Genomic DNA, 13,153 nt, shown 5'->3' with positions numbered 1-13,153 from the left:
CTCCGGGCCGGGCGCGGCAGCCTCCGTCACACCAGGGCGTCCTTGCTGCGGAGTTGGGCCGCGGCGAGGCGGCACACCGCGTAGGCGGTCCTGGTGAGATCGTCGGCGGCGTGGCGCAGAGCGGTGTCGAGATCGCGGGGACCGGCGCCGATGGGCAGCACCGCGGTGGCGCCACGCTCATAGAGGCGGTCGGCCTCCGGGGTGATCGTCCCGCCGAGTACGACACACGGAACGGCGGCGTCCGCGCAGGCGCTCACCACCGCTGCGACGGTTTTGCCCGCGTCCGTCCCGGCGTCCACCTTCCCCTCCGCCGTGAGGCAGAGATCCGCCGTGGCCAGCCGCTCGTCGAAGCGGGTCAGCCGTCGGATCAGCTCCGCGCCCGGCTCCAGTTCGGCCCCCAGCGCGAGCAGCGCGGCCCCGAGGCCGCCGGCGGCGCCACCGCCCGCGGTCGACCCGGCTCCGAGCAGAGGGGCCAGCCGGCGCAGTCCGTCGTCGAGGAGTTCGACCGCGGCCGGGGTGGCGCCCTTCTGGGGTCCGAAGACATGCGCGGCGCCATCGGGCCCGAAGAGAGGGCTGAGGACATCGGCCGCGGCGACCAGTTCGACACCGGCGAGTGCGCGGCGCGCCGGGGCGAGGTCCACCGCGTGGATACGGCCCAGGTCGGCGCCGCTGCCCGCAAGCGGTTTCCCGTCGGCGTCGAGGATCCGGGCCCCGAGGGAGGCGAGCATTCCCGTGCCGCCGTCCATGGTCACGGTTCCGCCCAGGAAGACGACGATCCGCCGCGCCCCCTGGCGTACCGCCGCGAGGATCGGGGCGGCCAGGCCGGCGCTGGAGGCGCGCATCACATCGTGCTCGGCGGCGTCCGGTGTATCCCACCCGATCGCCTCGGCCGCCTCGACGACAGCGGTTCCGTGGTCCAGGCGGCCGAAGCGCGTCGTCGCGGGGCGGCCGAGCGCGTCGACGGAGTCGACGTCGACGACCGCACCGCCGCACGCGGTCTGCACGGTGTGCCGTGAGCCCTCGCCGCCGTCGGCGAGCGGGTGCTCGACGGGGGTACCGCCGGCCGCCCGTACGCCGGCGGCGAGGGCGGCGGCCGCTTGCGCGGCGTCCAGTGAGCCGCGCAGCTTGTCCGGAGCGCAGACAACGCGCATGGTGGTTCCCTTCGTTGCGATGTTCTTGTTGCGGTGTTCTCGTTGTGGTGTTCTGGTCGTGGTTTCGCGGTCAGACGGTCATCCAGCCCAGGACCGGAGTCGACTGCAGATAGATGAGGAGTGCGAACCCGGCGAGGAGCCCGAGGCTCCAGCCGATCACCTTGCGGAAGATCGTGCTCTCACTGCCGGCCATGCCGATCGCCGCGGCGGCGACGGCCAGGTTCTGCGGCGACAGCATCTTTCCGAGCACGCCACCGGTGGAGTTGGCGGCCGCGAGGAGCACGGGGTCAAGACCGGTCTTCTGCGCCGCGGTCACCTGAAGCACTCCGAACAGCGAGTTGGCCGAGGTGTCGGACCCGGTGACCGCGACGCCCAGCCACCCCACGATGGGGGAGAACAGGGCGAAGGCGGCGCCGGTCTGGGCCAGCGCGGTGCCCAGGGTCGCGGTCTGGCCGGAGAGGTTCATGACCCAGGCCAGTGCGAGCACCGAGGTCACCGTGACGACGGTCCAGCGGAGTTGGCGCAGCGTTGCTCCGTACGCCCGCACCGCGCGGCCGGGCCCGACCCGGTAGAGCGCCATGGTGAGCAAACCGGCGGCCAGCAGGATGGTGCCCGCCGCCTTGAGGTGCTCCAGTTTGAAGGTCATGGCCGCGGCGGGTTCGCCACCAGGGGACTCGACATCCAGACCGGGCCAGGTGAACTGGGCGACGCCGTGCTCGGCCAGCCACTCCTTGACGGGCCCGGCCTGGGTGAGCGCGAAGAGCGCACAGATGATGAGGTACGGGGCGAACGCCATGAGAGCACTGCCACTGCCCTCGCGGTCCTCCGAACCGGCCTCGGCGGGCGCCTGTGAGTCCCGCCGCACCGTACGCGGCTGCCAGACCCGCATGAACCCGAGCACCGTCGCCAGGGTGACCACGCCCGCGATGATGTCGGTGGTCTCGACGCTGATGTAGTTGGCGGCGACGAACTGGGCGCAGCCGAAGGTCAGACCCGCGACCACCGCCACCGGCCAGGTCTCCCGTACGCCGCGTCGGCCGTCGAGCAGAAACACCAGCAGCAGCGGGATGAACGCGGCGATCAGCGGCGTCTGCCGGCCCGCCATCGCGCCGAGGTCGTCGAGCGGCAGACCGGTCACCCCGGCGAGCGTGGTCAGCGGCACCGCCATGCTGCCGAACGCGACCGGTGCCGTATTGGCCACCAGCGCCACGGTCGCCGCCTTGATGGGAGCGATGCCGACGGCGATCAGCATGACCGCGGTGATCGCCACGGGGGTGCCGAAGCCGGCCAGGGCCTCGATCAGCGCTCCGAAGCAGAAGGCGATCACGATGGCCTGGATGCGCTGATCGGAGGAGATGGTGCGGAAGGACCGCCGCAGCACGGCGAACCATCCGGTGATCTCGGTCATGCGATAGATCCACAGCGCGTTCACGAGGATCCACATGATGGGAAAGAGACCGTAGAAGCCGCCTTCGGCCGCCCCGGACAAGGCCTGGGGTAACGGCATGTCCCACACCGCCACGGCGAGGGCCAGCGAGAGGACCAGCGAGGTCAGCGCCGCTGTCTGGGCTCTGACCTGGAAGACGCCGAGCAGTACGAACAGGGCGAGCAGGGGCACCGCCGCACAGAGCGCGGACCAGGACACAGAGTCGGCCAGTGGGTCAAGGACTTGTCGGTACATCGAACCTCCCGGTGCGGCGAGCGGCGCCGCCTGGAGTATCAAGGCCATGGCGAGCCTCTAACTTGTAAGACAAGTACTCCAAACAGTCAAGAATTCGCGTGTGGTAATTTGAGGATGGTCTGGCTGAGTCCGAGTGATCCCGCAGGAGGCGTGATGGCGAGTCGCCTGAAGGCGACATCCCTGATCGACGCGCTCGTCGTCGAGTTGCGCGAGCAGATCCTCGACGGGCGGATCGCCGGCGGCACGGCGCTCACCGAGACCGAGGTCGCCAAGCAGTACGAGGTGGCACGCCCCACCGCCAAAGCGGCCATCGAGCGGCTGACCGCCGAGGGCCTGCTGCGTCGGGACGCCCATAAGAGCGCCCGGGTCCCGGTCTTCGACGCCGACGACATCGCCGACCTGTACTTCACCCGCGCCTGTGTGGAACGCCAGGTCATGCGCGAGCTGGCGCGACGGCGTTCGGTGCCCTCCGCCGCCACCTCCGCCCAGGTGGAGATCCGCAAACTGGCGGAGGCGGACGACTCCACGATCGCCGCGGTCGAGCCCGACGTACGCTTCCACCGCTCGCTCGTCGACGAGCTCGGCAGCCCGCGCCTCAGCCGCCTCCACGCCTCCGTCATGGCCGAGATGCGGCTGTGCATGGCCCAGGTCCAGACGTACAAGCTGCTGCGCATCACCGAGATCGCCGATGAGCACCAGGACATCCTTGACGCCATCGCCGACGGCGACGCCGAGCGTGCGGACCAGGCTCTCGCCGTCCACCTCAACCGGGCCTGCGAACAACTTCGCGCGCGAATCGGCTGATTCGGACGCCCCCAGGCGTCATTGCCGGGTGCCCCGTCGACGGTGCACCCTGAAAGTCCTATGAAGACAGAGACGTTGACCGTGCCCGGTCCCGAGCGGCATATAGCGTTATGGGGCGATCCCCCAGGTCAGCGCACTCGTCAGGCAGGGAGAATGGATGAACAGTTACGACTACGTCGTCGTCGGCGCCGGATCCGCGGGCTGTGTGCTGGCGGCGCGGCTGACGGAGGACCCCGATATCCGGGTGGCGGTGATCGAGGCCGGCGGCCCCGACACCGCGCAGGAGATCCATATCCCGGCCGCCTTCCCCCAGCTCTTCAAGACCGAGTTCGACTGGGACCTCGACTCCGGCCCGGAGCCGGGGATCGGGGACCGGCGGACCTATCTGCCCCGGGGCAAGGTGCTCGGGGGCTCCAGCTCGATCAACGCGATGATCTATATGCGCGGCAACCGCGCCGACTACGACGGCTGGGCCGCTGCCGGGGCCACCGGATGGTCGTACGACCAGGTGCTGCCGTACTTCCGGCGCTCGGAGGACAACCAGCGCGGCGAGGACGCCTTCCACTCGGTGGGCGGTCCGCTGACGGTCAGCGACAGCAGGTCCCAGCATCCGCTCGCCACGGCGTTCGTCCAGGCAGCCGAGCAAGCGGGATACAAGCGCAACGAGGACTTCAACGGCGAGACGCAGTTCGGCGTCGGGCGGTTTCAGCTGACCCAGCGCCGCGGTATGCGCTGCAGCACGGCCGTCGCCTATCTGCACCCGATCCTGGAGCGGCCGAACCTCACCGTGCTCAGCGCGGCTCGCGCCCACCGCGTGGTGATCGACGACGGCCGGGCGACGGGGGTGGAGGTGAACCGGGGCGGCACGGTCGAAGTGGTCCGCGCCGACCGTGAGGTCATCCTGTCCGCGGGCACCTACGAATCCCCGAAGCTGCTGATGCTCTCCGGGATCGGGCCCGCCGCCACGCTGTCGGCCTTCGGTATCGAGGTGCTGCGCGACCTCCCGGTGGGCCAGGGCCTGCAGGACCACTACATGGCGCTGCTGAACTTCCGTACCGGCGTCGAATCCCTGATGAGCGCGGCGAGTCCGGAGAACGCCCAGCTGCTCGAGAGCGCCGGGCGCGGCCCGCTGACCTGCAACATAGGAGAGGCCGGCGGCTTCTTCGGCAGCCGAGACGGACTGGACGCGCCGGATGTTCAGTTCCACATGGCTCCGGTGCTGTTCCACGAGGAAGGGCTCGGCGCCGTCACCGAACACGGCTTCGCGTTCGGCCCGTGCGTCCTCGCCCCGACCAGCCGCGGCCAGGTCACCCTGCGCTCCCCGCGCCCGGACGCCGCACCCCGGATCGTGCACAACTACCTGACCACGGCCGAGGACCGCGACTGCATCGTGGGCGGCATGCGCATCGCGCTACGCATCGCGGCCCAGGACGCCCTGACCGAGGTGATCACCGCCCCCTTCGACGTACCGGACAGACACTCCGACGCGGAACTCCTCACCTTCGCCCAGCGGGTCGGGCAGACCCTCTACCACCCGACGTCGACCTGCGCCATCGGCGCGGTGGTCGACCCCGAGCTGCGTGTACTGGACGTGGCGGGCCTGCGGGTCGTCGACGCGTCGGTGTTCCCGACGGTGCCGAGGGGGAACACCAACGCGCCCGTCATCATGGCGGCGGAGAAGGCGGCGGATCTCATCAGGGGAGTCGCGTAGCACCAGGAGATCCGCCCCCACGACCTCACTTTCGGGGCCCGGTCAGCAGTACGGTGGCTGATCGGTCAGCGAAGCCGCCACCCGCATCCAGACGATGAAGAGCCGGTACAGGCCGGGCAGCGCGCCCTGCGCCTGGACGGTGCGCGTGTCCGTCGAGGTGACCCCGGGAATGCCCAGCAGGGTGGCGGCCACCGAGGCCGACTGCCACCGGACGGCGAGCGCGGACGGCTCCGCCGGTTCGGCCGGCTCCGTTGCCACCGACTGAGCCGTCCGCGGCGCGGAGAGGGCGGCGGCAACCGTTTCCTCGATCGCCGTACGCGCTTCGTCGGCCGGACGCAGATCCGCCGCGAAGCGGCCATGCGCGTACTTCACGGCAACGGTGGCGACGGACCCGTCCCACTCCGCCATCTCCGCACACGCGCTGTCGTCCCCGGTGAGCACCGCCACCGGGACCCCGATGGCCGCCGCGGTGGCATGGGCGAGGCCGATCTCGCCCGCGGGCCTGCCGTCCAGCCATATGTCTTCGATCTCGTGGCCCATAAAGCTGTGGCTCAGCACACCGGGTGCGCCGGCCCGCGAGTGGTAGCCGACGCAGACGACGGCGTCGTGCTCGGGAGTGAGTCCTTCGAGCATGCCCATCTGTTTGGTCCTGCCCCGGATGAGCCGGGCCGCCGGGTGCAGGGATTCGGGCAGCAGATTGCGCATGCGGCCGTGGGCGTCATTGACGGTGATGTCGGTGGCGCCGGCGGCGATCGCGCCCCGGATGGCCGCGTTGACGTCCTCCGCCATCATCAGCCGTCCACGTTCGTAGTCCCGTCCGCCGGGCTGGACATCGTCAGCGTCGACGAGCCCCGTGACGCCCTCCATGTCCACGCTGAAGTAGATCCGCACGTTGCGCACTCCTCACACTTGATCACGGGGGAGACGCCTGGCGCTCCTGCTCCGGTTCCCGGCCCGCCGGCGGTCGGATTTCTTCAAGACCTCCGGCGGGGCCGGTGCCAGCATGGCCAACGCATCGGGATCGGTCGGCACCACGTCGGAAGAGGGAGTGCAGACATGTCACGATCGAGCGTCGAGGGATTACGGGACTCGCTGAGCGATCAGGGATATGCGCTGGTCGAGCAGGTGGGAGGCCAGCGGCAGGCCATCGAACTGCTCCAGGACCTCGGCCGGTTCGTGCCCCAGTACGGGGGCACCGTCGAGCACGAGGTCGTCTACCGGCCCGGCAACGACGGCCGGGCCTACTCGCAGAGCCGCAACGCCATCCGGCCGCATACCGAGGCACCCGGCCGGCATCCCAGTCCACGCCATCTCGCCCTCTACTGCCACCGGCAGGCCCGCTGCGGTGGCGGCCATACCGATCTGCTGGACTGGAAGCTGCTGGAGAAGCTGCTCGGCCCGGACGATCTCGCGCTGCTGACCGGGCCCCGGGTCAGGTTCCCCGGTCCGGACGGTGGCGAGGGCGTCGTGGCGACCATGGTCGAGGAGGACGGCGACCGTGCCGTGCTGCGCTTCAGCCACAATCTGCTGACGGCGGCCGACTACGACCCGGCCCTGGACGCGGCCACTCCGGCGGAGGAACTGCCTCTGGGACGGGCCGGGGCCGAACTCGCCCTCCGGGTGGCCGAGTTGTTCGACCAATACCGGACGCAGGAGCTCATCCCCGACGACGCGCTGCTGGTGTGGGACAACCAGCGGATGATGCACGCCCGTTCACAGTACGAAGACACCGGCCGCCATCTGACCCGGTACTGGGTGGCCGTCTGACCTCAAGCCACCGGAAGGGCACTTGTGATGACCACGGTCGAAGAGCTCGGCTCCGCGACGCGTACGGTCTCGGGCCGCCGCCTGGCCGCCCTCGTCCGCGAACGATGCCAAGACGCGAATCTGGCGCACGAGGTGGAAGTGGTCAGCCGGGTACTGCCGTTCAAGGTGAGCCACCATGTCATCGATCATCTCGTCGACTGGCAGAGCGCGCCCGACGATCCGCTGTACCGGCTGGTCTTCCCGCACCGCGACATGCTCGACCCCGGCCACTTCGGCGCGGTCGAGCGGGCACTGGGCGATCCGCCCGCGCTGCGCGCGGTCGTGGCCGGGATCCGTGGGGAGCTCAATCCGCACCCGGGGGATCAGCTCACCCGGAACATCCCGCACCACGAGGGCGCCGAGCTGTCGGGCGTCCAGCACAAGTACGCGCAGACCGCGCTGGTGTTCCCGCGGCACGGCCAGACCTGCCACGCCTACTGTTCCTACTGCTTCCGCTGGGCCCAGTTCGTCGGCGACCCCCAGCTGCGCATGGCCGACGACGGGCCACAGCATGTCATCCGGTATCTGCGCGCCCACCCCGAGGTGACGGATGTGCTGTTCACCGGGGGCGATCCGCTGGTCATGCACTCGGCGCGGCTCAAGCCGTACGTCGACGCGCTGCTCGAGCCCGGCCTGGAGCATGTCACCACCGTGCGCATCGGGACCAAGGCGCTGTCCTTCCACCCGGCCCGCCTGGTCACGGACCCGGACGCGGCGGGGATGCTGCGGCTGCTGGAGAGCGTCGTACGGGCCGGGCGCTCCCTGGCCGTGATGGTCCATGTCTCGCATCCGAGGGAACTGCGGCCGGACGTCACCCGGCGCGCCGTGGCCGCGCTGCACGGCATCGGCGCCCAGCTGTGGTCGCAGGCCCCGGTGGTCCGGCATGTCAACGACGATCCGCGGGTGTGGGCGGACGCGTGGCGGGCCCAGCTCGCGCTCGGCATCCACCCGTACTACGTCTTCGTCGAGCGGGACACCGGCGCCAGGCGCTATTTCGGGCTGCCACTGCGCCGTGTCCATGAGATCTACCGCGATGCCGTGGCCACCGTGTCCGGGCTCGGGCGCACCGCCCGGGGACCGGTGATGTCCACGGCCGAGGGCAAGGTGGTCGTGGACGGGGTGGCCGAGCTGCCCGGTGGGCCGGCCTTCGTACTGCGCTTCCTCCAGGCCCGCGTCCCGGACCTGGTGGGCAGGCCCTTCCATGCCCGTTTCGACCCGACCGCACAGTGGTGGTCGGACCTGGCACCGTTCAGCCCGTACGACAGGGCCTTCTTCCCGGTCCGGGACGAGGCGGGGGATGAGGGCGCGCGCCCCGCGGCCCCGGCGGGCCCGCGGTGACCGCGCTCCGGCCGACGGCCGGACCGGCCGCGGGCACCGCCCTGGCCGTGCTGTCCGCCTGTGCCTTCGGCACCGTGGGCACGGCCACCAAGGTCCTGTCCGCGGCCGGGCTGTCGGCGATGGAGATCGCCCAGGCCCGGCTGACCATCGCAGCGCTGCTGCTGCTCGCGTACACGGCCGTCACCCGGCCCAGCCAGCTGCGGGCCACGCGACGCCAGTGGTCGGTGATCGCCGCGCTGGGACTGTTCTCCTTCGCGGCGCTCCAGACGCTGTGCGGAGTGGCGGTGGCACGGATCCCGGTCGGGGTGTTCGTGGTGCTGCAGTTTCTGTCGCCCGTGGTGGTGCTGGTGTGGCTGCGCTGGGTCCGGCGGGTCCGGCAGCAGCGGCTGGCGTGGGCCGGCGTCGCGGTGGTGGTGGCCGGTCTGCTGCTGGTCGGCGAGGTGTGGTCACGGCTGCGGCTCGACGCCGTCGGCGTACTCGCGGGACTGGGCACGGCGGCCGCGCTGTCCGTCCGGTTCCTGCTGGCGGGCCGCGCCCTGGAGCACCGTGACCCGGTCGCGGTGACCGCGCTGGGCATCGCCCTGGGCGCCCTCGCGCTCGACGTCCTGGCTCCGCCCACCGGCTTCCCGTACGCGGCGCTCGCCCGCTCGGTGCACTACGGGCAGGTGAGCGCGCCGGTGTGGGCGGTGGTCCTGTGGGCGGGCATCGTGGCCACCCTGCTCGCCTACCTCAGCGGAATCGCCGCCCAGCGACTGCTTGCCCCGGCCACGGCCAGCCTCCTCGCCACGCTGGAGGTGGTGACCGGGGCGGGTGTCGCCTTCGTGTTCCTCGGCGAGCGGCTGACCGCGGTGCAGTGCACGGGCGTGGTCACCGTGCTGGCGGGAGTCCTGATCGCCCGCCGCGCCATGCGTACGCAGACGGCCCGGCCCGCACCCTCGCGGGGCGCGACGGTGCGACACCTGTGCGGGGAGAGCCGGTCCCCCAGAACCCGGGAGGAAACTGAACGATGGACGAGCGGTTCACCAGCAACGCCGAGGAAGACGCGCTGGGCAGCGAGCTGTTCAGCGCCGTGGACAGTCCCGTGATCCAGCGGCTGGCGGTCAACTGGGCGCGCCGGGCCACGGTCAAACGCGACGACCCCGGTCTGATCGACATGTTCGACCCAGCCGCGCCCGACTACCCCGAGAGCATCGTCCCGTTCGCCGACCATCCGACCTTTCGCGAGCTTGCGCCGGAGCAGCGGCAGGCGGTGCTGACCTGGGCCATGATCGCCCTCAACCGGAACACCGAGTACTCCGAGACCCATGTGGTGAACCCGGCGTTCGACCTCGTCCTGCGCGGTGAGTTCCCCGGACTGTGGGGGGAGGCGCTGGAGGTCTCCCTGATGCAGGCCCTGGTCGACGAGCGGTACCACATCCTGATGCACCGCATGGCCAGCGATGTCACCCGGGCCAGGCGCGGGGCGCACTACCGCGCGAAGGAGCTGCCGCTGCCGTACGTCTCCGAGGCGCATCGCGAGCTGATCGAGGGCGCCGAGGAGCGCTGGCAGCGCTCCCTGCTGACGCTGGCGTTCGCCATCACGACGGAGCTGTCGATCGGCGCGTACCTCGAACTCGTCGCCACGGCGTCGGAGATCCAGCCGATGAACATGGGGCTCGCGCGGCTGCACCGGCACGACGAGGTCTGCCACGGCTCCATCAGCGGCGAACTGCTCAAGACGCTGTATCCCCAACTGACCGGGGAGCAACAGCGCTTCCTGCTGGAGTCGTTGGGCGTCGCCCTCAGGGCGTACTCCGCCAACGACTACCGGGCCTGGGAGGCCATCATGCGGCTGGTCGGGGTGCGGGGCGGCGCGGAGATGCTGCGGGACTGCCAGGCCGCCGGCCGTACGGCCCTGCTGCGCGACTACAGCGGTCTGCACCGGGTGCTGAGCGACCTCGATGTGCTGGACGAGATGGACTTCGACTGGTCCGGTCTCAAGATGAGCGGTGAGCTGCCCTATGTCCTCTGAAAACGGAGGTGAGCAGGCCGACCGTGGCGAGTGGGCGGGCATCGCCCCGGAGACGGCGCGGACCGTCGCGGTGCGCGCGCTCACCGCGCACGGCGTCGACGACGACTCCGCGGCGGTGGTCGCCGACGCCCTGGTGGAGACCTCGATGCGCGGCGTCGCCACCCATGGGCTGCGGCTGCTGCCGCGCTACCTCGACGATCTCGCCCGGGGAATCGCCAACGCCACCCCGCGTATCCGCGTGGTACGGCAGACGGGAGCCACGGCACTGGTCGACGCGGACGCCGCCCTCGGTGTCGTCGCCGGGATCGCGGGTGTCCGGGAGGCGGTGCGGCGGGCGGCCGAACACGGCGTGGCCACCGTGGTCGTACGCAACTCCAACCACTTCGGGGCCGCCTCGGTCTACAGCCGCGCCATGGCCGCGGCCGGGATGGTCGGCTGGGCGATGACCTCGGCGGCCTCCCGGGTCGCCCCGTGCCACGGGCGGACACCGCTGTTCGGGACCAATCCGATCAGCGTCGCCGCGGGCACTGAGGGTGAGGAGTTCGCGTTCGACATCGCGACCAGCCAGGTGTGCCAGGGGGAGATCCATGAGCGTGGGCGGCTGGGCCTTCCCCTGGAGCCGGGCTGGGCCACCGACGCCCGTGGGCACGGCACCCTCGACGCGTCCGCCGCGGTGGCACTCTCCCCGCTCGGCGCGTCCGGCGCGGGCGACAAGGGACAGGGACACAAGGGCCAGGATCACAAGGGACAGGGACACAAGGGACAGGGACACAAGGGTCAGGGGCACAAAGGGCAGGGCCTGGCCATGGCCGTGACCCTGATGACCGCGGTGCTCGCCGACGCCCCACTGGACTGGGAGCTCGACCACATCGGGCAGTCCCCCGACGGCCGGGGGCGCCGGATCGCCCACTTCCTGCTGTGCCTGGATCCCGCCGCCATCGCGGGGCCCGACCCGTTCCGGCGGCGCCTGGCCGACCTGGTCGCCACCACCCGCCGGGCGCCCGCCGCGGGCGCGGACCCGGTCCTCAGCCCCGGGGACCCGGAGCGGCTGCGGGCCGGCGAGGCCGCCCGGCACGGCATTCCGCTGGACCCCGACACCGCGCGGGCCCTGCGCGCGCTCGCCCTGCGGCACGGCGTCGACGCGCCCGTGTCCGCCGCCGACCACAGGAGGGTTCCATGACGGCCCTGACCGCGGGCGGCTCCATCTGGATGGACGGCCGCCTCGTCCCCTGGGATGCGGCCCAGGTCCATGTCCTCACCCAGTCCCTGCACTACGGCTGGGCCGTCTACGAGGGGATCCGGGTCCACGAGACCGCGGAAGGCCCGGCGGTCTTCCGGCTCCGCGACCATCTGGCCCGGCTGACCTGCTCCGCCCGGGTCTGTCTGATGGACATCCCCTATGCCGAGGAGGAGTTGGCGGCCGCCACGGTCGAGCTGGTCAGGGCCGGCGGCGCGGGCCCACACTATGTGCGGCCGCTGGTCTATCTCGGGTACGGCAGCATGGGCGTGGCCCTGGACCTGTCCGAGGTCCGGGTGGCCATCGCCGCCTGGAGCTGGGAGGAACCGCCCGAGCGCGTCTGGCGCCTGGTCACGAGCGGCTGGCGGCGCAACCACCAGGACGCGATTCCGCCGCTGGCCAAAACCACGGGCGCCTATCTCAACTCCTGCCTCGCCAAGCTCGCCGCGAACCGCGGGGGCTACGACGACGCGGTGCTGCTGACCGCCTCCGGCCATGTCTCCGAGTGCTCCGCGGCCAATATCTTCCTCGTGAAGTCCGGTGTGCTCCACACGCCCTCGGTCGAGCAGGGCATCCTGCCGGGGATCACTCGTGCGACCGTCCTCGACCTGGCGCGTGGCGCGGGCATCACCGTGGTGGAGCGGCCGGTGGCGCACGCCGAGCTGTACACCGCGGACGAACTGTTCGTGACCGGCACCGCCACGGGCGTCGTCCCGGTCGAGTCGCTGGACGACCGCCCCACCACCGCGCGGGGCGCCGGCCCGGTCACCACCGCCCTGCGCGACGCCTACCGGCAAGCGGCCGCCGGTCGCCATCCGGCGGCGGCCGACTGGCTCACCCCCGTGGGCGGCTGACGAACACCGCGTGGAAACGAGCCTTCGGGCCCGGGCGGATCATCCGCCCGGGCCCGAAGGCCGGTGCTCGGGCCGGGTTCATCGTCGCCCGCCCATGCGTCCGCCGGCTCATGCATCCGCCGGCTCATGCGTCCGCCGGCTCATGCGTCCGGCGGCTCATGCATCCGTCGGTTGGAAGCCGCGCAGCCGGAGGCTGTTGCCGACCACGAAGACGGAGGAGAAGGCCATGGCGGCGCCGGCGATCATCGGGTTGAGGAGTCCGGAGGCCGCGAGCGGGAGGGCGGCGACGTTGTAGGCGAAGGCCCAGAAGAGGTTGGACCTGATGGTGCCCAGGGTCTTGCGGGAGAGGCGTATCGCGTCCGCCGCAGCCCTGAGGTCGCCGCGTACCAGCGTCAGATCGCCCGCCTCGATGGCGGCGTCGGTGCCGGTGCCCATCGCAAGACCGAGGTCGGCCTGGGCGAGCGCGGCGGCGTCGTTGACGCCGTCGCCAACCATCGCCACCGAACGGCCCTCGCCCTGCAGACGCTTCACCACGTCCACCTTGTCCTGCGGCATGACCT

Annotated in this window: 12 protein-coding genes; 8 read left to right on the top strand and 4 right to left on the bottom strand. The window is 71.4% G+C overall.

Going from position 1 to position 13,153, the window contains the following annotated elements:
* Positions 1-26: 26 nt before the first annotated feature.
* Together ACWDSL_RS47260 and ACWDSL_RS47255 are read right to left on the bottom strand one after the other, a co-directional pair.
* Positions 27-1,151 carry a glycerate kinase family protein gene (locus tag ACWDSL_RS47260; protein WP_450495152.1) on the bottom strand — a complete coding sequence of 375 codons (1,125 nt, stop codon included), beginning with the start codon at positions 1,149-1,151 and terminating at the stop codon, positions 27-29.
* A gap of 70 nt (positions 1,152-1,221) precedes the next feature.
* Entirely contained in the window at positions 1,222-2,832 is a 1,611-nt protein-coding gene (locus tag ACWDSL_RS47255) for an L-lactate permease (RefSeq protein ID WP_450495150.1), read from the bottom strand.
* A 153-nt stretch (positions 2,833-2,985) separates the two neighbouring features.
* On the opposite strand from ACWDSL_RS47255, the gene ACWDSL_RS47250 reads away from it, so the two are divergent.
* Together ACWDSL_RS47250 and ACWDSL_RS47245 are read left to right on the top strand one after the other, a co-directional pair.
* Positions 2,986-3,636: a GntR family transcriptional regulator gene (locus tag ACWDSL_RS47250; protein ID WP_450495148.1), complete on the top strand. Its 651-nt coding sequence runs from the start codon at positions 2,986-2,988 to the stop codon at positions 3,634-3,636.
* Positions 3,637-3,793: 157 nt separating this feature from the next.
* Positions 3,794-5,347: a GMC family oxidoreductase gene (locus tag ACWDSL_RS47245; RefSeq protein WP_450495146.1), complete on the top strand. Its 1,554-nt coding sequence runs from the start codon at positions 3,794-3,796 to the stop codon at positions 5,345-5,347.
* Between the two features lie 42 nt (positions 5,348-5,389).
* On the opposite strand, the gene ACWDSL_RS47240 is transcribed toward ACWDSL_RS47245, so the two are convergent.
* Positions 5,390-6,238, bottom strand: coding sequence for a M55 family metallopeptidase (locus ACWDSL_RS47240; protein WP_450495144.1), 849 nt, complete (start codon positions 6,236-6,238; stop codon positions 5,390-5,392).
* Between the two features lie 165 nt (positions 6,239-6,403).
* On the opposite strand from ACWDSL_RS47240, the gene ACWDSL_RS47235 reads away from it, so the two are divergent.
* From ACWDSL_RS47235 to ACWDSL_RS47210, 6 genes are read left to right on the top strand one after another with little or no spacing between them, the layout of a single operon-like run.
* Complete coding sequence (locus ACWDSL_RS47235; RefSeq protein ID WP_450495143.1) at positions 6,404-7,114, top strand: TauD/TfdA family dioxygenase; 711 nt, start codon at positions 6,404-6,406, stop codon at positions 7,112-7,114.
* A 27-nt stretch (positions 7,115-7,141) separates the two neighbouring features.
* On the top strand, positions 7,142-8,491 hold the full coding sequence (locus tag ACWDSL_RS47230) for a KamA family radical SAM protein (protein ID WP_450495141.1): 1,350 nt from the start codon (positions 7,142-7,144) through the stop codon (positions 8,489-8,491).
* Entirely contained in the window at positions 8,488-9,576 is a 1,089-nt protein-coding gene (locus ACWDSL_RS47225; RefSeq protein ID WP_450495140.1) for an EamA family transporter, read from the top strand. Before ACWDSL_RS47230 ends, ACWDSL_RS47225 begins: the two co-directional genes overlap by 4 nt.
* Positions 9,498-10,502: a diiron oxygenase gene (locus ACWDSL_RS47220; protein WP_450495138.1), complete on the top strand. Its 1,005-nt coding sequence runs from the start codon at positions 9,498-9,500 to the stop codon at positions 10,500-10,502. Before ACWDSL_RS47225 ends, ACWDSL_RS47220 begins: the two co-directional genes overlap by 79 nt.
* Positions 10,492-11,682, top strand: coding sequence for an Ldh family oxidoreductase (locus ACWDSL_RS47215; protein ID WP_450495136.1), 1,191 nt, complete (start codon positions 10,492-10,494; stop codon positions 11,680-11,682). The genes ACWDSL_RS47220 and ACWDSL_RS47215 overlap by 11 nt, the downstream gene beginning before the upstream one ends.
* The gene (locus ACWDSL_RS47210) at positions 11,679-12,593 is read left to right on the top strand and encodes a branched-chain amino acid transaminase (RefSeq protein ID WP_450495135.1); all 915 of its coding nucleotides are present in this window, start codon (positions 11,679-11,681) and stop codon (positions 12,591-12,593) included. Before ACWDSL_RS47215 ends, ACWDSL_RS47210 begins: the two co-directional genes overlap by 4 nt.
* A gap of 156 nt (positions 12,594-12,749) precedes the next feature.
* On the opposite strand, the gene ACWDSL_RS47205 is transcribed toward ACWDSL_RS47210, so the two are convergent.
* Positions 12,750-13,153: HAD-IC family P-type ATPase (locus ACWDSL_RS47205; RefSeq protein WP_450495133.1), on the bottom strand; the 404-nt coding region annotated here is incomplete at its 5' end.

It is taken from the genome of Streptomyces sp. NPDC000941 (assembly GCF_053599555.1).
Note: the sequence above shows the minus strand (reverse complement) of the source record. Positions and strands in the feature narration are given on the sequence as shown.